This window comes from Zafaria cholistanensis, from assembly GCF_008580665.1.
GTDB classification, from domain to species: Bacteria; Actinomycetota; Actinomycetes; order Actinomycetales; family Micrococcaceae; genus Zafaria; species Zafaria cholistanensis.
In genome coordinates this window covers 334,934-355,315 of sequence record NZ_BKDJ01000001.1, presented here as the reverse complement: position 1 = coordinate 355,315, position 20,382 = coordinate 334,934, and the positions used below count along the sequence as shown (strand labels likewise).

12 protein-coding genes are annotated in these 20,382 nt (G+C 72.9%); 6 read left to right on the top strand and 6 right to left on the bottom strand.

Annotation, left to right across the window (positions count from 1 at the left end):
- Nucleotides 1–196: 196 nt before the first annotated feature.
- On the top strand, nucleotides 197–1,696 hold the full coding sequence (locus NCCP_RS01675; protein WP_149955346.1) for a zinc-dependent metalloprotease: 1,500 nt from the start codon (nucleotides 197–199) through the stop codon (nucleotides 1,694–1,696).
- 14 nt (nucleotides 1,697–1,710) lie between these two features.
- Here the strand turns inward: NCCP_RS01675 and NCCP_RS01670 are convergent, their stop codons facing one another.
- The gene (locus tag NCCP_RS01670) at nucleotides 1,711–2,349 is read right to left on the bottom strand and encodes a M48 family metallopeptidase (RefSeq protein ID WP_225873611.1); all 639 of its coding nucleotides are present in this window, start codon (nucleotides 2,347–2,349) and stop codon (nucleotides 1,711–1,713) included.
- A 305-nt stretch (nucleotides 2,350–2,654) separates the two neighbouring features.
- On the opposite strand from NCCP_RS01670, the gene NCCP_RS01665 reads away from it, so the two are divergent.
- From NCCP_RS01665 to NCCP_RS01655, 3 genes are all read left to right on the top strand, one after another.
- On the top strand, nucleotides 2,655–3,695 hold the full coding sequence (locus tag NCCP_RS01665) for a hypothetical protein (RefSeq protein WP_149955344.1): 1,041 nt from the start codon (nucleotides 2,655–2,657) through the stop codon (nucleotides 3,693–3,695).
- Between the two features lie 334 nt (nucleotides 3,696–4,029).
- Nucleotides 4,030–6,180: an amylo-alpha-1,6-glucosidase gene (locus NCCP_RS01660; protein WP_149955343.1), complete on the top strand. Its 2,151-nt coding sequence runs from the start codon at nucleotides 4,030–4,032 to the stop codon at nucleotides 6,178–6,180.
- Between the two features lie 25 nt (nucleotides 6,181–6,205).
- Nucleotides 6,206–7,261 (top strand): glycosyltransferase family 4 protein, encoded by a 1,056-nt coding sequence (locus NCCP_RS01655; RefSeq protein ID WP_149955342.1) that lies wholly within the window; start codon nucleotides 6,206–6,208, stop codon nucleotides 7,259–7,261.
- Between the two features lie 25 nt (nucleotides 7,262–7,286).
- Here the strand turns inward: NCCP_RS01655 and NCCP_RS01650 are convergent, their stop codons facing one another.
- Nucleotides 7,287–9,401, bottom strand: coding sequence for an ATP-dependent DNA helicase UvrD2 (locus NCCP_RS01650; RefSeq protein ID WP_149955341.1), 2,115 nt, complete (start codon nucleotides 9,399–9,401; stop codon nucleotides 7,287–7,289).
- A gap of 4 nt (nucleotides 9,402–9,405) precedes the next feature.
- Nucleotides 9,406–10,344: an NAD(+) diphosphatase gene (gene nudC / locus NCCP_RS01645; protein ID WP_149955340.1), complete on the bottom strand. Its 939-nt coding sequence runs from the start codon at nucleotides 10,342–10,344 to the stop codon at nucleotides 9,406–9,408.
- 176 nt (nucleotides 10,345–10,520) lie between these two features.
- On the opposite strand from nudC, the gene NCCP_RS01640 reads away from it, so the two are divergent.
- Nucleotides 10,521–11,963, top strand: a complete 1,443-nt coding sequence (locus NCCP_RS01640) for a phosphotransferase (protein ID WP_149955339.1) — start codon at nucleotides 10,521–10,523, stop codon at nucleotides 11,961–11,963.
- A 52-nt stretch (nucleotides 11,964–12,015) separates the two neighbouring features.
- Here NCCP_RS01640 and NCCP_RS01635 read toward each other — a convergent pair whose 3' ends face one another.
- The 3 genes from NCCP_RS01635 to NCCP_RS01625 all read right to left on the bottom strand — a co-directional run bounded on the left by NCCP_RS01635 (nucleotide 12,016) and on the right by NCCP_RS01625 (nucleotide 19,327).
- Nucleotides 12,016–15,501, bottom strand: coding sequence for an ATP-dependent helicase (locus NCCP_RS01635; protein ID WP_149955338.1), 3,486 nt, complete (start codon nucleotides 15,499–15,501; stop codon nucleotides 12,016–12,018).
- A gap of 11 nt (nucleotides 15,502–15,512) precedes the next feature.
- The gene (locus NCCP_RS01630) at nucleotides 15,513–18,737 is read right to left on the bottom strand and encodes an ATP-dependent helicase (RefSeq protein WP_225873610.1); all 3,225 of its coding nucleotides are present in this window, start codon (nucleotides 18,735–18,737) and stop codon (nucleotides 15,513–15,515) included.
- A 137-nt stretch (nucleotides 18,738–18,874) separates the two neighbouring features.
- Nucleotides 18,875–19,327, bottom strand: a complete 453-nt coding sequence (locus tag NCCP_RS01625) for an MGMT family protein (RefSeq protein ID WP_149955336.1) — start codon at nucleotides 19,325–19,327, stop codon at nucleotides 18,875–18,877.
- A gap of 133 nt (nucleotides 19,328–19,460) precedes the next feature.
- Here NCCP_RS01625 and NCCP_RS01620 point away from each other — a divergent pair, with 133 nt between their 5' ends.
- Nucleotides 19,461–20,141 carry a 3'-5' exonuclease gene (locus tag NCCP_RS01620; protein WP_149955335.1) on the top strand — a complete coding sequence of 227 codons (681 nt, stop codon included), beginning with the start codon at nucleotides 19,461–19,463 and terminating at the stop codon, nucleotides 20,139–20,141.
- Nucleotides 20,142–20,382: the final 241 nt, after the last annotated feature.

Sequence of the window (20,382 nt, the reverse complement as noted above, 5' to 3'; positions counted from 1 at the left end):
GACTGTTGGGGCTCTAGCACCTGAGGGGGTTCCCTTCTGCCGTCCGCGGGGAGGTAGGCGGGCGATCCGGCGGACCCATCTAGGCTACAAGGCTTTCCGGCGGCATTTCCGCCCCGGGCCGGATCCGGGCTGTGCCTTCAGCGAACTGAAAGTTTGCACACCGTGCCCGCACCGGCCGCCGGGGTAACGTGGAGGCATGGCTGACACTCCCCCAAGCAATCGTTCCGACGGTTCCGAGGAGCCGGACGACTCCGGGAAGAAGGACCCCTTCGCCGAGATGTTCTCCGGCCTCTTCGGCGGCGCTACCCCACCCGGGTTCGACCCCAAGAACCTCCCGGAGGGTTTCGGCGCCGCCATGGGCCTGCCCACCGACCCCGAGGCGCTCGCCGCCATCTTCCGCCAGGCCCAGGCCATGATGGGCGCGATGGCCTCCGGCGGCGGCGAACCGGTCAACTGGAAACTTGCCCGCGACGCGGCGCGCCAGGCCGCCGCGGGCGATGACCCCTCCATCACCCCCGCCCGCTCCGGAGCCGTAGCCGACGCCGGCCGGCTGGCCGACCTGTGGCTGGACCAGTCCACCGTGTTCACCTCCGACGGATCCGCCTGCGCGGCGCTCAGCCGCGCCGAGTGGGTCGAGAAGACCCTGCCCCTGTGGAAGACGCTGACCGAACCGGTCGCCGTGAGCGTGGGGCAGGCAATCACCTCCGTCCTGCGCGACCAGATGCCGGAGCAGATGCGGCCGATGCTCGGCGGCGCGGAGGGACTGTTCCAGAACCTCGGCGGAGCGATGTTCGGCATGCAGCTGGGCACCGCCGTGGGCGGCCTGGCCAAGGACGTGCTCGGCGCCACCGACATCGGTTTGCCGCTGGCCGGGCCCTCCCCCGCCCTCGTACCGGCGAACGTCGCCGCGTTCGGCGCGGGGCTGGACGTGCCCGAGCAGGAGGTGCTCCTCTTCGCCGCACTGCGCGAGGCGGCCCACACCCGGCTGTTCCTGCGCGTGCCGTGGCTGCGCGCCCACGTGGTGGGCCTGGTCGAGGAGTACGCGCGGGGGATCCACATCGACATCTCCCGCATCGAGGAGGCCGTCCGGGACATCGATCCGATGAACCCCGAATCCTTCCAGGGCGCGATCACCGAGGGGCTGTTTGCCCCGCAGCGCACCGCCGCGCAGGAGGCTGCGCTCGCGAAGCTGGAAACCGCGCTGGCCCTCATCGAGGGCTGGGTCGATGAGGTGGTCGCCGCGGCCGCGCGCAACCTTCCCTCGGCCGCCGCGCTGCGCGAGACCATCCGGCGCCGCCGCGCCACCGGAGGACCGGCCGAACAGGCCTTTGCCTCGCTCGTGGGCCTGGAGCTGCGCCCGCGCCGCCTGCGCGAGGCCGCCGCCTTCTGGGCACTGATGCTCCAGGAGCGCGACGTCGAGGGCCGCGACGCCATCTGGGACCACCCCGACCTGATGCCCACCGCCGAGGACCTGGACGATCCGGCGGGGTTTGGTGCCCGGCGGGCGCTGGCCGAGGCTTCCGACGACGAACTCGACGCGGCGCTGGGCAAGCTGCTGGCCGGCGGCTTCGGGCCCTCCACCGGGGCCTCCGCGGACGGGGAAACCGGCGACGGCGGTGACAGCACGGACGGCAGCGACGGCAGCGACGGCAGCGATGGCACGGACACCGGCGGGGGCCCTAAGGGCAAGGCCTAGCCCGCGCGGACCCTTCAGGAACGGGCAGGGTCGTCCAAGGATCCACGGTCCTGCCCGCCGTCCGCGCAACCGCCCGGAACCGGGCCCGGACCGAGCCGGTGCAGCGCGAAGGACACCCCCTCAAGGTAGGCCTTCGCCTCGGCAGTGCGGGGGTAGCGGGCCTCCAGCGCCCGGAACTCGGGCCCGTGGCCGTCCGTGGCCAGCAGGTGCGCCAGTTCGTGGACCAGCACGTAGTCCTGGACCCACCCGGGCATCCCGCGCAGGCGGTCGGAGAGCCGGATGCTGCCGTCGGCGGGAGTGGCCGATCCCCAGCGGCTGTTTTGGTTGGAGACCCAACGGACCGACGCGGGCCGGGCGCGGCCTCCCAAGTGAGCCGTATCCAGCCGCTGGGCCCGCCCGTACAGGTCTGCGTCCGACGCGGCCGTGCGGCCGCCCTGGCGCCGGTCCGGGGAACGGCCCTCCCGCAGCTTCTGGACCATGGTCCTGACCCACTCCTGCTCCTGGGCTGTGCTCAGCCGCGCCGGAACGGAAACGACCGCGGCCCCGTCCCGCCAGCTGGCCGAAACGGTGCGGGTACGTCGCGATGACCGCAGGATCCGCACGCGCACCCCGTCCTCGGAGGTGAATTCGTGTTCTTTGGGATGTGCCGGCACGATGGGGCTCCTTTCGGGTCGGACAGGGACAGCGGAGTCCCCCGGACAGGGTTGTATTTAGCGGGGCCGTGTTTGACGGGCTGATTTCGGCGGACTGGGTTTGACGGACTGTGTTTGACGGACTGTGTTTGACGGGGTGCGTTTGACGGGGTGCGTTTGACGGGCGGCGTTTCCAGTAAGCCCGTTTCCGGCCGGCCCGTTTCCCGCCAGCCCCCCGCCCTGTGGATAACGGCCTTCAGACGGGGCGGCAATGTCAGGATGGCTGTGATGCCGGCATCGGGCCGGCTGCTCCCAAGGAGGCCACCATGCGGATTAATCCCGGCTACCGGGTCATCAGCCTAGCCCAGGGCAGGGTACGGATCGGCAGCGGGGCCGGCGGGTTGTGGATTGAAGGGCTCTCCCCGGCGGAGGTGGACTTTGTGCTCTCCCTGGCCGGGCCTGCGGCCGGATCCGCGGCAGGCCCGGTTCCCGCCCCGCCCCCGGAAGCGGCAGAAACCGCGGGCGAGGGCCTGGACCCGCGCCGGAAGGCCGCGATCATGGACCTGTTGCACCCCGTACTGGTGGACCAGGCCGCCTACCGCATCCCGGGTTCCCGCTCCGGCGTGCTTGCCCCCGACATCAGGCAATGGTCCGCCGCGTACGGGCAGCATGCCGGACCGCTGGTGGTCCGCCGGGCCCGGAGCACCGTGCGGATCCACGGCCTGGACCGCGCCGGCCAGGAACTGGCCCGCCTGCTCGCCTCCGCCGGGGTCGGCACCCTGCAACTGTGCGATCCGCAGCCGGCAGGCCTGGGGGACCTGTCCACCGGGCTGCTGGGGGTTCCCGACCTGGGCCGGCCCCGGGGTGGAGCCTCCGCCGTGCACCTGCGCCGACTGGCCCCCCATACCCGGGTGCAGGAACTCCGGGGACAGCAATGGATGCGGCGCCCGGAACCACCCGGCCCGGAGCCGGATATCGCGGTGGTCTTTGCCCGCGAGCGGGTGCCGGACGAGGTCCAGGCCGGCCTCTCCTCGGCACAGGCTCCCCACCTGCGGGTACTGTTCGGCGACGCCGGCGCGTCAGTGGGCCCCCTGGTGCTGCCGGGGGTGACCGCGTGCCTGGACTGTCTGCCAGACGCGCAGGACCTCCACGACCCTTCCCCCGGGCCGCCCCCGGCCGAACCGGAAACGGCGCTGGCGGCCACGGTGGCCGGACTGGCAGCCGTCCAGGTCCTGATGCTGCTGGACGGGGTCAACGTCCCGGCGGCGGTGGACGGGGTCCTGCATCTGGACCTCGCCACCGGCGGGGTCCTGCGGGAGGAGATCGCTCCGCGCGCGAACTGCCTGTGCCGGGCGCTGGCTGCGTGAACCGGGACGGGACCAAGCACTGAACCCCGGCCCCAAGCCCCATACCTCTCGCCCCGCCCGATTGGTAGAATCCACTCAACCGGCCCGTGGCGGCGGCCTTCCCCGGCCCCTCCGCCAGCGCGCCGCGTGCACCATCAGCACTGCATAAATGAACTGCGTTTGTACCGCCCCGGCCCAAGCCACTCGGGATGCCGCAACCCAGCTGCCGCAACCCATGCTGCTGCCCCGTCCCCCGTCCGCCCGCCGGCCGGAGCGGTACCAGGGAGCGGCTCGCGCCGCGCGTCTTGGACTTATCCGCCTGGAACCGTTGGTTCCTGAGGAAATCGGTGTGGCAATGGCAGTTTGGTCCGCAGAGATCGGCGCCCGGGATGCCGGGCCCGGCGCGGTGACGCTTCTGGCCGGAACGTCCTTTTGCATTTCGGCGGCGAACGGCGACATGGACACCCGCCGCCCCCACGGCCTGTTTTTCCGCGATACGCGTTTCGTGTCGGGATGGCACCTGCGGGTCAACGGCCGTTCCCTTGAGTCCCTGAGCGGGATGGCGGGGGAAACCTACCGCGCCACCTTCGTGGGCAGAATGGCCCCCGCCGAGGGTGAGGAGCACAGCCACCTGCTGGTGGAACGGCACCGCCACCTCGATGGCGGCCTGCGCGAACGCATCGTGGTCACCAACCATTCCGCCCTTCCTGCGCAATGCCACCTCCATCTCGCCGTCGAGGCCGACTTCTCTGACCTGTTCGACGTGAAGGAGGGCCGCACCAGGCCGGTCCCCGGCGTCGAGGTCCGCGAGACGGACACCGGCATCCTCTTCGAATCCGTCCACGGAGGCCAGGTCCGCACCGTCTTGGTCAGCGATCCCCAAGCCACGGCCGGTGGCCACCACCTGGCCTACCGGATCGACCTTCCTCCGCAGGGCACCTGGAGCACCGAGGTGAGGGTCACTCCCCGCCTTGACGGGGTGGGCCCCGAGGAGGATGCCCACGCCACCAGGTATGGAGCCCTCAGCCTGCCCGAGTTCCGCGAACGCGCATGGCGGGAGCGGGTCCCCCAGGCGACCTACAGCTACCCGCCGCTGGCCCGGATCATGGGAACCAGCCGCACCGACCTCGGTTCCCTGCGGATCTTCGATCCCGACCGGCCCGAGCGGGTGGCGGTGGCGGCCGGGTCCCCCTGGTTTATGGCGCTCTTCGGCCGGGACGCGATCCTCTCCTCCTTCATGTCTTTGCCGCTGGACCCCTCGCTGGCCCACGGCACCATCCAGACCCTGGCCGAGCTGCAGGGCACAAGGGTGGACCCCCGCAGCGAGGAGCAGCCGGGAAAGATCCTGCATGAGGTCCGGCTGGGGGCCAGCACCCTGCTGGCCCTGGGCGGCGGCAGGGCCTACTACGGCACCGTGGACGCCACCCCGCTGTTCGTTATGCTGGCCGGCGAGCTCACGCGGTGGGGATTCGAGACCGACATCATGGAAAACCTCATGCCTGCCGTGGACCGGGCGATGTCCTGGATCACTGACTATGGGGACTCCGACGGCGACGGGTTCGTCGAATACGAGCGGGCCAATCCCGAAGGACTGATCAACCAGGGATGGAAGGATTCGTGGGACGGCATCACCTTCGCCGACGGCGCCCTCGCCTCCGCCCCCCTGGCGCTGTGCGAGGTGCAGGGGTATGTCTATGCCGCCTACGTCAGCAGGGCCCTGATGGCCGGCCGGGTCGGGGACGCGGAGCTGTCCGCACTGTGGGCCTCCCGGGCCCAACGGCTCAAGGAAGAATTCAACGACCGCTTCTGGCTGCCCCAAAAGGGGTACTTCGCGCTGGCCCTGGACAGGGACAAGGTCCCGGTGGATTCCCTGGCCTCCAATATGGGGCACTGCCTCTGGAGCGGCATCGTGGACGAGGAGAAGGCTCCGCTGGTGGCGGAGCGGCTGATGGCCAGGGACATGTTTTCCGGCTGGGGCGTGCGGACCCTCTCCACCCGCATGGGGGCGTACGACCCCGCCAGCTACCACAACGGGTCAATCTGGCCGCACGACAACGCGCTGATCGCCGCCGGGCTGATGCGCTACGGCTTCATCGAGGAATCCCAGCGCATTGCCGTGGCCCTGGTGGAGGCCGCCGAGGCCTTCGGCGGGCGGCTGCCGGAACTGTTCTGCGGCCTGGACCGCAGCATCCAGGCGACGCCGATCCCCTACCCGACCTCGTGCTCCCCGCAGGCGTGGGCCGCAGCCACCCCCATCCACCTGATGCGCGTGATGCTGCGCCTGGACCCGTGTCTGCCCACCGGGGAGCTCTTCCTCGCCCCGGCGCTCCCCCCCGAGTGGGGAGAGGTGCAGGTGCGGAACCTCCCCCTGGGGGTCTCGCGGGTTTCGCTGCGTGCCTCCCGCGACCAGGCAGCCGTGGAGGGGATGCCCCCGGAAGTGGCGCTGCGCCAGATCCCGCGCAAGCCACTGGCTGACCTGATAGACGTCCTTCCCCGCGCGCGGTAGGGCGCAACCGGCAGGAGAGCACAGCATGCGCATCGGAATAATTGCCCCTCCCTGGCTTCCCGTCCCCCCGAAGGCCTACGGAGGCACCGAAGCGGTGGTGGATCTCCTGGCCCGCGGGCTCGCCGGGGCCGGGCACGACGTCGTCCTGGCCGCCGCGGCGGACAGCACCTGTCCCGTTCCGCGCGTGGAGGGGCTTGCCGTGAGCTATCCGCAAGGGATCGGACGCGACGTGGATCTGTTGAGCCACACCATCGCGTCCTACACGGCGCTGGACGGGATGGACCTGGTCCACGACCACACCCTGGCCGGTCCCCTCTACCGCTACCGGCCCCCGCGGATGCCCGTTGCCGCCACCGTCCACGGGCCCCTCACCGCGCAAACCTGCCCGATCTACCGGGAAATGTCCCGCGATACGGCCCTCATCGCCATTTCCCGTCACCAGGCGGGCACGGCGGTGGGGTTCTCCGTCGAACGCGTCATCCACCACGGCATCGACGCGGACCCCATCCCCGTCGGGGACGGAGAGGGCGGGTACGCCTGCTTCCTGGGCCGCATGGACCCGAGCAAAGGCGTCCTGGAGGCCATCCAGGTGGCCACCCTGGCCGGGATTCCGCTGCGGATCGCCGCCAAGATGTACACCAGCGAGGAGCACGAGTACTACGAGGCCGTCATCAAGCCCCTGCTGAACAGGGACATCGAGTACGTCGGCGAGGTCCAGGCCGAACACAAGTACCGCCTTCTGGGCGGCGCTGTCGCACTGCTGAACCCCATCCAATGGGCCGAGCCCTTCGGCATGGTCATGATCGAGGCCCTGGCCACCGGCACCCCCATTGTCGGCACCCCCCGCGGGTCCGCTCCGGAGATCGTGCGCGAGGGCACCACCGGCTTCCTGCGCACCGGCACGCAGGGCCTCGCAAACGCCCTGGTCCGGGCCTCCACGCTGGACCGCGCGGCGTGCCGGAGGGCGACCATCACGGACTTCAGCGCCCGCAGGATGGTGGCGGAACACATCGATTTCTACACCGGGCTCGTGCATGGCGGGCCCCAGGCCACCACCCTGCTCCAGCCCTCGACGTCCTAGCGGGCCCGCCGCCCGGGCCGACAGGTCAGGCCCCCGGTCCGCCCGGGTTGATGATGTCCAGCACGTCCTGGCCGTAGCGCTCCAGCTTGCTGCGCCCGACGCCGGGCACCTTGGCCAGTCCGGACACGTCCGCGGGCCGGGCCTCCGCCATCGCCATCAGGGTCGCGTCGGTGAACACCACGAAGGCGGGGACGGCCGCGTCCTGCGAGACCTTCAGGCGCCAGGCCCGCAGCTCCTCGAATACCGCCTCGTCGTAGTCCGGCGGGCAGTTCGCGCACCGGCCCAGCTTCCGCTCGGCCGCGGTCGCCAGCAGGGTCCTGCAGGACCGGCACAGCGGGGGGCCGGCGGGACGCCGGCGGCGGGCACCGGCGTCGGACCGGCCGGTGGGTCCGGCCGGCGCGGGCCGCAGCCCGTCCAGGAAGCGGGAGGGGCGCCGGTGCGCCCGCCCGCCCGGGGTGCGGGAGAGTGACCAGCTCAGCGACAGGTGGATGCGTGCGCGCGTAATCCCCACGTACAGCAGGCGGCGTTCCTCGTCGTACCCCGCCTGGTCCTCGGCGAAGGAGATCGGCATCAGCCCCTCGCTCAGCCCCACCAGGAACACCGCGTCCCATTCCAGGCCCTTGGCCGCGTGCAGCGAGGCCAGCGTGACGCCCTGCACGGTGGGTGCGTGCTGGGTGGCGGCCCGCTCGTCCAGTTCGGCCACGAAGTCGGCCAGCGCGAACCCCTCCCCGCGCGCGGCGCGGGAGGCGGCCAGGTCCCCGGCGAGCGCCACCAAGGCGGTCAGGGACTCCCACCGCTCGCGCACGGCGCCGCCGGCCGCGGGCGCGTCCGGGGTGTAGCCGAGCGAGGCCAGGATGTCCCCGCACAGCTGTGGCACGGGCTCATCGGTGGGGGTGCGCGAGGCGGCGCGCAGCTGCAGGATGGCCTCGCGGACCTCGCGGCGCTGGAAGAAGCGCTCCCCGCCGCGCAGCTGGTAGCCGATCCCGGCGGAGGCGAGGGCCTGTTCGTAGGCTTCCGACTGGCCGTTGGTGCGGTAGAGCACCGCGATCGACGCCGGGGCGAGGCCGCCGTCCACCAGGGCCCGGATCCGGGAGGCCACGTGGGCGGCCTCGGCGACGTCGTCGGCGCACTCGGCGAACTCCGGGTCCGGGCCGGAGTCGCGCTGGGCCACCAGTTCCAGCGGCGGCGGCCATTCCACGCCCTGCCCGGGGACTCCGGGTTCGGGCCGGCGCGCGGCCAGCAGCCGGTTGGCCAGGTGCACTACCTGCGGGGTGGAGCGGTAGTCGCGCACCAGCCTGACGACCTTGGCTCCGGGGTACCGGCGGGTGAACCCGAGCAGGTGGGCGGGGGTGGCACCGGTGAAGGAGTAGATGGTCTGGCTGGCGTCCCCGACCACGCACAGCTCGTCGCGCCCGCCCAGCCAGAGGTCCAGCAGCCGCTGCTGCAGCGGGGAGACGTCCTGGTACTCGTCGACCACGAAGGTGCGGTACTGGCTGCGGATCTCGGCGGCCACGCGCTGGTCCTCGTCGAGGATCGCGACGGTCAGCAGCAGCACGTCCTCGAAGTCGATCAGGTGGCGGTCGGTTTTCACGTCCTCGTAGGACTGGAACAGGCGCGAGACGGTGGTGTGGTCCAGTCCGGCCGGGGGCGTACGGTCCCTGGCGGCCTGCACGTACCCCTCGGCGGTGTGCATGGAGACCTTGGCCCATTCGACCTCGGCGGCCAGGTCACGCAGGGTGGCCCGGTCGGTGTTGATGCGCAGCCTGCGCGCGGCCTCGGCCAGCAGCTGGGCCTTGTGGTCCACGATGCCGGGCAGCTGGCCTCCGATCGCCTGCGGCCAGAAGTACTGCAGCTGGCGCAGGGCCGCGGCGTGGAAGGTGCGGGCCTGCACGCCGCCGGCTCCCAGTTCGCGCAGCCGGGTCCGCATCTCCCCGGCCGCGCGGGCGGTGAAGGTGACGGCCAGCACCTGCTGTGGGACGTAGACCCCGGTGTGCACGCCATAGGCGATGCGGTGGGTAATGGCCCGGGTCTTTCCGGTTCCGGCGCCGGCCAGCACGCACAGGGGCCCGCGCAGGGTGGTGGCCACCTCGCGCTGCTCGTCATCGAGCCCGGCGAGGATCAGGTCCTCGAACGCTGCCATGCGCCTAGTTCCCCAGCCCGCGTGGCGCGGGCAGGGGCCCGCCGTACCACTGCTCGATGAGGGCGCTGGCGATCGAGAGGCCCACGGGCACGGACAGCCGGCCTTCCTCGACCTCGGCGGCCAACTCCGCGCGGGTGAACCAGCGCAGGTCCACGATCTCCTCGCCGTCGGGCACCGCATCGGTGCCGCTGGCGCGGGCGGTGAAGCCCAGCATCAGCGAGCAGGGGAACGGCCAGGGCTGGGAGCCGGCGTATTGGGCCCCGGTTACGGCGATGCCCGACTCCTCCGCGACCTCGCGCGCCACGGCGGCCTCCAGCGACTCCCCCGGCTCGACGAACCCGGCAAGGGTGGAGTAGTGCTTCCCGCCCCACTGGGCGTTGGCCCCCAGCAACAGACGGTCGGCGCCGTCGGTGACGGCCACGATGATCGCCGGGTCGGTGCGCGGGAAATGCAGCGTCCCGTCGGCGGTGCAGGTGCGCACCCACCCGCTCTGGACCGGCTCAGTGGGGGCCCCGCAGCGCGGGCAGTGCCCGTGGGTGGCGTGCCAGTTGAGGATCGCCAGCGCCTCCACGAACAGTGACGCGTCCCGGACCGGCAACCCCGCGGCGACCTCGCGCAGGCCCAGCCAGTCGCCCGTGCCCGCCAGGACGTCCGGGACCTCGTCCCAGCCGGCCGCGACAAACTCCTGGCCCTCCGAGGCCCCGAGGTAGACCACCGTCCGGGGCTCCGGCAGTCCGGCGGGGCTGTGCAGCACCAGGGACCCCCCGGCCACCGGCGCCTTGCCCGCGGCCAGCGCCAGCACGCGGGTGGCCGGGTCGGCCATCAGTCCCGGCAGCCACTCCGGATCCGTGCGCCGCTCGCAGCCGCGGTCAACGCTTCCGTGTGACAGCGGCAGGGGGCCCAGCGCGGGCAGGGACGCGGGGGCGGACGGAGGCAAAGTCATGCCTCCACCGTACCGACCCTGCCTGTCTGCGCGCACACCGGACCGCGCGTTCCGGGGCGGCCCGGCGGCCTCCGGCCGGGCCAGCGGGGATGTTCCGGGCCCTGCCGGCCGGTCCGATCGGCGACTCGCCGCCGACACGCCTCGGTGCGCGGGCGCGGGCGGCTTACGGTGGACCAGTGAAACGCTCTCCCATGGAACTCGCCGCGATCGCGACCGCTGCGGTGCCGGGTCTGTCGCCGACGGGCGTGGCCGGCATGGCCGACGACGCCGACGACTTCGACTCCGCGCTGATCGTCGACGACCGGCGGAACCGCTGGCGCGTCCGCTCGCCGCGCCACGAGGAAGCGAGCATGCGCCTGGAAACCGAACTGGCCGCCCTGCGATCCTTCACCCCCGGCATCCGGGCCGGCCTGCCGTTCCTGCTGCCCTCCGTGGCCGGAACCGTCCGCCAGGGGTCCCTGCGCACCTTCGTCTACAACCATGTGCCCGGCTCGCTGTACGACCTCGAGTCGCTGGTGGCACTGGGCGGGCGCACCGCCGGAGACCTGGGCAAAGTGATGGCCGCGATCCACGGCCTGCCCCCGTCCGTGGTGGACCGCGCCGACCTGCCCAGCTATACCGCCAACGAATTCCGCCAGCGCAAGCTCAACGAACTGGACCAGGCGGCCACCACCGGACGCATCCCGCCGCGCCTGCTGCGCCGCTGGGAGCACGCGCTCGAGGATGCCGCGCTGTGGCGCTTCAACCCCACCGTGGTGCACGGGGACCTGCACGAGGACCACATGCTGCTGGAGGACGGGCGGATCACCGCCGTCACGGGATGGACGGACCTGCGCATCGGCGACCCTGCCGACGACTTCGCCTGGCTGGCCGCCGCGCACGAGCAGTCCTTCGCCGACGCGGTGCTGGAGGCCTACGTCGGGGTCCGCGGGGAGCAGGCGGACCCGCACATCATGCGCCGCGCCGCACTGGCCGCCGAGTTCGCGCTCGCCCAGTGGCTGGTCAAAGGGCTGCTGACCTCCGACGAGGAGCGCACCGCCGAAGCGGAGCAGATGCTGCGCGAACTGGACGAGGACATCGCCGAGTTTGGCGGGCAGCCGATCAGCATCGTCGAGCCGCCGCGCCCGCCCCGCCCGGAGGACGGCGCCGGCCTCTTCGACGAGGCGGCGGAAGGTCCCGGGGACGGGCCGGGGGTTCCGGCCGTCGAGGGCGCCGATACCGGCGCCGCTGCAGGGGACGACGGCGGCGCAGCGGCAGGGGACGACGGGGACGGGGACGGGGACGCGGAAACCGACGGTGCCGTGATCCTCGAGAAGGACGTGCCCGCACCCGAGAAGGACGTGCCCGCACCGGGGCGCTCCTCCGAGCCCGCCGGGCGGGTCATCGAGCTCCGTCCGGGGGCGGGTCCGAAGGGCTCCGCCGCATCCGGGACGGGAGGATCTGGCACCGGTCGATCCGGTGCAGCTGGAACCGGCGCCGATGGGGCCGACGCAGCTGGATTGGACGCAGCCGGATCGGACGCAGCCGGATCCGATGCAGGTGGATCCGGCACCCACGGGGCCGAGGAGGACACCTCGGCGCTGCCCGTCATCGAAATCAACCCCCGGGGCCGGGCCTAGCCGTACTGGCCTAGCTGTACGGGGCCGGCTGTACTGGGCCGGCTGTACTGGCCTAGCCCGCCGTCTCGGCCGGCTCCCCGAGCGAGGCGGCGACCAGGCGCTCCAGTTCGGCTTCCCCGGCGAGGTCGTGCGGTCGTACGGTGCGGCCCTGGCCAACGTAGTAGAAGGCCGCCTTGACCCGGTCCAGCGGAACCCCGCGCAGCCGTGACCAGGCCAGCCGGTACACCGCCAGCTGGAGGGACTTCACGGCCAGCTCGCGGCCCGAGGGCACCCGTCCGGTCTTCCAGTCGACCAGGTCCCAGGAGCCGTCCCCGTCCCGGAACACGGCGTCGATGCGTCCGCGGACGCTGACCGGCCCCACCCGGGTCTCCACGGGCACCTCGATGAACGCCGGCTGGCGCTCCGCCCATTCGGAGGCAAGGAAGCCCTCCTTCATCTCCTCCAGGCCGTAGAGCTCGTCGACGAAGGCATCGGCTGCCCCCGGGAACTCCCCCAGGTCCAGCATCCCCGTGCTTCCGTAGTGCTCCTCCACCCAGGCATGGAACGCGGTGCCACGGCGGGCCGCGGTACCCGGGCGGCGCGGCACCGGACGGCGCAGCTGACGCAGCACGGCCTCGGCGTCGGTGGCCAGGTCCACGAACAGCGAGGCGCGCACGTGCGGCGGGAGTGCGGCGCGTTCGCGCCCCTTCCCCTCCCCGAGGTGGCGCGCCAGAAGCAGCCCGGCCTCGTGGTCCCAGCCCTGGCCCTGGGGGGTCTCGACCCCGGACGGCGCCGGCAGTTGCCCGGCCGCGTCCAGGGCGTGGGCCAGGCGCTGCCGGATCCTGTCCTCTACTGCCGCTGCGGCGGCCGCCAGGCGCTCGCGCCGGCCCTCCGGGCGCGGCTCGGGGCGGCCGTTGCGGATGCGGACCGGACCCTCGAGCGGGTCGTAGGGCCAGGCCGCTTCGACCGGTTCTTCCCTGAACGGGTTGGCTTGGGGCGCCTCCGCATCCTCCACCCAGTGCACGACGGCGGCGGCCGGGGTGGGGCCCTCGGCCAACGGGCGCAGGTCCTCCAGGAACACCGACGGGGCGGTGGGCTTGGACCGGGTGCCGGTCCAAACAGTCGAAGAGCACACCAGCAGTTCCTTGGCCCGCGTCAGGGCCACATAGGCCAGCCGGCGTTCCTCCGCCTCGCCATGGGCGAGCACGTCGGCACGGAACCGCTCCTCCGCCTTGACGGCCTCCGACAGGCTGGGCTGCTCGGTGTCCCACTGGGGCAGGTCGTGCCGGTCCCCGCGCAGCGGCCAGGGCAACGAGCCGTCGCCGCTGGTCCAGCGCGAATCCCGCGCCGAGGGGAAGACCGTGTCGTTGAGGCCGGTGACGGCGACCACGTCCCACTCCAGTCCTTTGGAGGCATGGATGGTGAGCAGCTGCACGGCCTCGGTGGATGCCTCCGCCTGCACGATCTCCAGGCCGCCCTCCTTTTCGGCGGCGGCATCGAGCCAGGCCAGGAATCCGGCCAGGTCCGTGCGCAGCCCTGACTCGGCGAACCCCGCGGCCACCTCGGCGAAGGCATCGAGGTGCCGGCGTGCGGCATGGATGTCCGCGCCGGGCCTGGCCGCGACCTCGATGTCCAGCTGCATGGCCCGCTCGACCTCCCCCAACAGGACCGTCAGGTCGTCGTCCACGAAGGCGCGCAGGTGGCGGACCTCGCGCTGCAGCCGGGTCAGGCGCTCAAGCGCCGCGGGGGTCAGCGAACGTCCGTCGGCGCTCGTCCAGCCGGGTTTGGGGAGGGTGTCGAGGGCCTCGACCAGGCTGGCGGCATCGTGCAACTCTGCCCGGGCCTCCGCCCGGACGGCTTCGTCGGGGTTTTCCGGGGAGTCCAGGTCCAGGGGGCGGCGGTGGTTGACCGCCTGGTCGCGGCGCCGGGCCAGGAAGCGGGACCAGTCGGAAAAGGCCATCAGGTCGGCGGGGCCCAGCCGCCAGCGGGCACCGGACACCAGGCGCAGCAGGGCATCGGAGCGGCCCGGATCCACCAGGACGCGCAGCGTCGCCACCAGGTCGGTGACCTCGGGCATGCCCAGCAGCCCGCTCAGGCCCACGATCTCGTACGGGATCCCTTGGGCGGTGAGCGCCTCGGCAATGCCGCCCAACTGGCCGCGCGTGCGGCACAGCACGGCCATCGTGGGCAGGTGGCCGTGGGCGGCGCGGAAGGCGTGGCGTTCGGCCCCCAGCCGGCGCGCCAGGCCCGCGGCCTCGTCGGCGCTGGTGGCGGCGCGGACCAGTTCCACCCTGCCGGGCCCGGCAAAGGGGCTGGCCACCAGGGGAGGCACCCGCAGCCGCCCCGGTCCCGGGCCGGTGCCGGGAACGCTGTTCGGGTGGGCCCCGTTGAGCGGGGCGGAGACCGCGTTGGCGGCTTCGAGGACGTTGATGGAGTTCCGCCAGGCCGTGGTCAGGAAGGCGACCTCCGCCGGGGCCAGGCCCCCCGGCCCGGCGGAGGGGAATTCCTGCGGGAAGCGGAAAAGCTGGCCCGCGGACGCGCCCCGGAAGCCGTAGATCGACTGGTTGGGGTCCCCGACGGCGGTTACCGCGTGCCCCCCGCCGTACAGGCAGGAAAAGAGCACCATCTGGGCGTGGGAGGTGTCCTGGAACTCGTCCAGCAGCACCACCTTGAAACGGGATCGCTCGGCCGCCCCGGCGGCGGGGACGGTCCGCGCAATGCGGGCCGCGAGGGCCACCAGGTCGCCGTAATCGAGCACGCCGCGGCGGCGCTTCTCTTCGGCGTAGTCCTCGGCCAGGCCCGCGACGGTCGATCGGGTGCGCAGCCTGTCCAGCAGCTCCAGGGCCTTCTGCGCGGGGGCCGCCGGCTTGCCTTCGTGGTACGGCAGCGCGGACAGCGTCCCGGTGAGGTCATCCAGCCAGGCGCGCGCCTGCCCCGGATCGACGAGGTGCTCGGCGCATTCGCCCGCAAAGTTCACCACGGCGTCGATGAGCGTGGCTTTGGAGGCGCTCAGGTGCTCGTGGTCCCCGTCGTAGGCGTCCACGACCGTGGCCGCCAGCTGCCAGGCTTGGGCCCCGCCGAGCAGGACGGTGTCGCTTTCAACACCGATGCGCAGCCCGTGGTCCTGGACCAGGGTGTTGGCATAGGAGTGGTAGGTGGAGACCGTGGGTTCAAGGGAGGCGTCGTCCTCGGCGTCGGGCAGCAGCCCGCTGCGCGCCAGCTTGGCCAGCTGCTGGCGGATGCGCTGGGCCAGCTCGCCGGCGGCCTTGCGGGTGAAGGTCACTCCGAGGACCTGCTCGGGGCGGACCAGCCCGTTGGCGACCAGCCACACCACGCGGTCGGCCATGGTGGCGGTCTTGCCCGAGCCCGCGCCGGCGACCACGAGCATCGGGGCCAGCGGAGACGAGATGATGGCCGACTGTTCGGCGGTCGGCTGGTGTTGGCCAAGCAGGTCGGCCAACTCCTCCGGGGTGAAACGCGGCGTTGCAGGATCAGTCACTTCCGGATCCGCCACCGCCGTCTCCGCGACCTTCTCCTCCGTCACGGTCTCCTCTGTCATGGTTTCCTCCGTCACGGTTCGGTGACCTGCTTTCCTTGGACGCAGAGGGGGCAGACGGAGGGCAGGCGGCAGGCGGACCCGCCGCGGCCCCCCTTGGCGGGATCGTGGCGGGCGAGGAACTCCGCCGCGCCCATCAATTCGGCGGCGGCCAGGACCATTGGGGTGGCCCAGTCCTCGCCGTCGACCGCCGGCTGCGCCTGTTCCCTGGGGCTCTTGGTGACGGTGCCCAGCTGGACCAGGGCGGCCCCCGCCGGCTGGGACGGGACGGGCACCTCCAGCTTGCCCTCCAGCGCGCCGGCGAGCACGGCGGCCTGATAGCTGCCCAGTTGGGCGTGCCTCTCGACGTCTTTCCCGGCGGGCTGGGATTTGCCGGTCTTCAGGTCCACGACGTAGGCCCGGCCGTCCGCGTCGACCTCGACGCGGTCCATGACCCCGCGCAGGCGGGCCGTGCGGGGTCCTCCGGGCACCTCGACGTCGAATGCGACCTCGCGTCCGGCCAGGGTGCGGCCCTGGCCGCGCATGAGCAGCGCGTACTGGGCGAGCTTGCGCAGCATCGCGTCGGCGCGTTCCTTGTCCCGGGCGCTTTCCCAGTTCGCGGGCATGTCCAGGTCCGGCCAGCGCCGTTCCAGCTCGGCGGCGTATTCGCTGCCGGTGGCGTCGGGCAGGTTCTCGGCGATCCCGTGGACCAGGGTGCCCAGGCTGCGCGCGAAGTCCGTGGCTGCCTCCCCGCCGGCGGCCTGGACGAACCAGTTCAGCGGTGAGTCGAGGACGGCCTCGACCTTGGACGGGGATACCCGCACCGGTTGGCCCTCCGGGGTCACCGGCGCATGGGTGGTGGAGGGCAGCAGGCCCCACCAGTGTTCGGGGGCGGCGCCGCGCACCGGGCGCGGGCTGGCCGCGAGGCGGGCCAGCACCGCGGCCGCGTCGGCACGCACCGCGGCATCCTCCTCGGCCTCGGCGGCCTGGCGCAGCCGTGCCACCAGGGCGGAGAGCGTGCGGGGGCGGGCCACAGGGGTCACCGGACGCGGACGGTCGGGATCGGTCCACGGCACCGCAAGCTCCAGGAACTGGGAGGGCTGGTGGTCCTCGGAGGAGACGGCCACGCACACCACGCCGTCGCGGGCACGGGAGAGCGCCGTGGCGAAGGTGCGAAGCTCGTCGGCACGCGTGGCGCGCAGGCGCGAGGCGGGGTCGCGCTGGAGCAGGATGTGCGGGCCGTGCTCGACGACGTCGGCCAGGGCCCCTGAACCGAGGAGCTCGCCACGCAGCCGGGTGTTCGGCCAAATGCCCTCCTGGAGCCCGGGGAGCAGCACGAGCCCCCATTCCCGCCCGGCCGCGGCCGCGGGGGTCATCACCTCGACCGCATCGAGGCTTTCGCCCCGGTTGGCCAGGGTGTCCATGGGCAGTTCCTGGCCGAGCACGTGCTCGACGAACTGCAGGACGGTGGAGCCGGGCAACTGGTCCACAAAGCGCTCGGCCGCCTGGAAGAGCGCCATCACCGCATCCAGGTCCGCGTCGGCGCGCACCCCGGCGCTTCCGCCCTCGTGCACGGCCTGCGTCCAGGCCTTCTCCATGCCGGAGGCCTCCCACAGCGCCCACAGCGCGGTTTCGGCGTTGGCCCCGGGATCGGCCAGTTCGGCGCGCAATGCCTCGAACATGCGGACCAGGCGCCGTGCCCCGGCGGCTTCGCGGCCCAGCCCCTCAAGCGCCGCGGGCTCGTCGAAGAGCGCGGCGAGCAGTTCGTTGGAGCCGCGGGTGCCGCCGGCGACGCGTTCCTCGCGGCGCAGCGCCTGGCGTAACCGGCGCACGTCCAGGGCGGTGGAGGTGCCGTACCGCGAGGAGAGCAGCAGTTCGACCCCGGCGGTGTCCGCCGCGGCGTCGGGCGCCAGCGCGCGCACCATCAGGTCCAGCAGCGGCCGGACGGCCGGTTCGTCGCGCAGGGGGGTCTCGGCCGGCGGGACGGTCACCGCGATCCCCTGCGCGGTGAGGTAGCGCGAAACCGCCCGGACCTGCCCGCCGGTGCGTACGATCACGGCGATGGAGGCCAGCGGCCGCCCCTCCATGAGGTGCTCCTCCAGGATGCGTTGGGCCAGCAGGCGCATCTCATGGATCGGGGAGTCCACCAGGTGGGCCTCCACGGTCCCCACCCCCCGGCCCGGCGCCCCGTCCGCCGGCGGGGACTCCCCCGGCACGTTCCAGGGCGCCTCCCGCGGCTCGGGCTCGAAGGTGCGCCCCGCGGCGCCGGCCGCAACGGGGATGCGCCGGGCGATCCGCTGCCAGGCCCCGGAAAGCGCCGCGGGCATGCGCAGCGAGCGCGTGAGCTGCAGGTTCCGGACTGGCCGTTCCTCGGTGCCGAAGCGGCTCCCGAAGGCGGCCAGGAGGTCCGGCCGGGCGCCGCGGAAGCCCTGCACCACGCTGTCCGGGGAAGCGAAGGCGAGCAGGTCCCGGCCGGCGCCCAACAGCTCCAGGAGGCGGTGCTGCGAGGGGGTGGCTTCCTGCAGGTCGTCCACGACCACCAGCCGCAGCCGTTCCCGTTCGCCCTCCAGCAGTTCGGGGATGCCGGCCAGCAGGTCCGCGGCGGCCGTGATCAGCCCGGCGGGGTCGAAGGCCTCGGAACTGCCCAGGTCCAGCAGGTCGCGGTACTCCTGGTAGAGCTCGGCGGCGGCCGCCCATTCGGCGATGCCGGTGGACTCGCCAAGGTCGGCCAGGTCCCCGGCCTCGAGGCCGTGCTCGGAGAGGCGGTCGAAAAGCTCGCGAACCTCCTTGCGGAAACCGCGCGTGCCCACCGCCTCGCCGAGGGAATCCGGCCAGGCGGGGCCGGGCGTGAAGCCGGCGGCGTGGCCGGCGAGCAGCTGCCCGATGAGGGTGTCCTGCTCGGGGCCGGAGAGCAGCCGTGGCGGACGCTGCACGTAGGGCAGGTGCCCGGCGACCCGGGCCCGGCGGATCAGGTCGAAGGCGTAGGCGGACCAGGTGCGCACGGCCGGTTCGGAGAACGTGGTTTCGGTGCCGGCGGAGAGCGCATCGCGCAGGCGTGTCGCGGAGGCGCGCGAGGGCGCGATGGCCAGCAGCCCCTGCGGGTCCAGGCCGCGGTCCAACCGGCGCACGATGGCGGCGAGCGCCGCCGTCGTCTTCCCCGTCCCGGGCGCGCCGAGCACCAGCACCGGGCCGTGCCCGGGGCCGAGTCCGGCGATGCTCTCCTGCTGCGGCGTCAGCTGCAGTGCCTGCGGATGCTCCATGGCATCCATCCAACCAGCACTCCCCGACAACTTGGGCCCAGGCCCGCCGGACGCGGTCCGCGGCGCCGGTATCCGGCTCACGAACGCCCCGGCAGTGACGGCCCCGGAAGCGGGCGTCCGGGCCTCCCATGCTGGGGTCATCCGTGCCGGAGCCTTCCGGGTTCGGTCCCCGGGGCTGACGCCCCTGCGGCCGGCGACCCTGCGGCCAGCGCCTCGGCGAGGCGGTCGATGGCGGCGAACCCGGCCCCGTCCGGCTGCCAGCGGGCCGCGGCCATGTCGATCCGCGCCCCGCGCCGGGGCGTGCCTTCGGCCTCCCAGCGGGCGGCCGCGCGGGCGGCCAGGGCCGGCGGCAGGGTCCCGTCGGCGCGCAGGATCCGCCACCACGGCAGGTCCGCCGGGGCGGAGGCCATGGCCGCACCGACCTGGCGGGCTCCGCCGCCGCGGCGCCGGGGGGATGTTCCGCGCGGGTCCGGCGTCTGGAGCGGATCCGGCGTCTGAAGCAGTTCGGCGACGTCCCCGTAGCTGAGCACGTGTCCCGGCGGGACCAGCGCGGCGAGGGCGTGGACAGCGTCGGCATAGGCGTGCGGCATGGGAACCCAGTGTAGGCGGCGAGGGTCCCGTGCCGAGCGAAGCGAGGTGCGGGGGCCGCCGCACCCCTCACCGCGGGAAGGGGACTGCAACCGCGGCGCAAAGTGACGGCAGCGCCCGGTAGCGTTAAGCCCCATGAACAACTGGCATGAACTCCCCCGCGCGGCCTTCGACCTCGAGACCACCGGGCGGGACCCGCAGACGGCCCGGATCGTGACCGCGTCGGTCGTAATGGTCAACGGCCGCCAGGAGATCGTGCACCACCGCGAGTGGCTGGTGGACCCCGGCGTGCCAATCCCGGAAGAGGCCGCCGCGATCCACGGGGTCAGTACCGAGCGCGCCGCCGCCGAGGGCATGGACGCCGCCAGCGCGGTCGCCGAGATCACCGCGCACCTGCGCGACCTGTTCCAGACGGTTCCCGTGATGGCGTTCAACGCCGCCTACGACTTCACCGTGCTGGCCCGGGAGTGCGAGCGCCACGGCGTCGCCCCGCTGGAACCGGCCCCGGTGATCGACCCGTACATCCTGGACAAGCGGGTGGACCGGTACCGGCGCGGCAAGCGCACGCTGGCCGCGATGTGCGAGTTCTACGGCATCCCCCTGCGGGACGCGCACACGTCCCTGGCCGACGCGGCCGCCACCATCGGGGTGGCCGATGCCTTGGCGGCAAAGTACCCCCGGGAACTTCAGGTCGACCCGCTGCAGTTGCACGGGGCCCAGGTCCAGTGGGCCGCCGAACAGGCGGCCAGCCTGCAGGAGTGGCTGCGCCGCACGGATTCGGCCGCCGTGGTGGAGGGAGCGTGGCCGGTCCGGTAGCCGCCCCCCACGCACCCCCGGTACCCGGGTGTGACAAGTCTCACGCTCGCGGCCGCGTCATCTTCGCCGGAACCCGCCTGCCGGGCATCACCGCATCGTTCGCCCGCGGGCGCGGCGGGTGCCGCATCGTTCGACCGGCCGGGGGCGGTGGCCGGGAATATCGATCCCCAAGGGCACATGACGGCGATTGGCGCACGATTATTCGGCGATGCTTCAATATGGGGTAACTTTCTCTCCCATC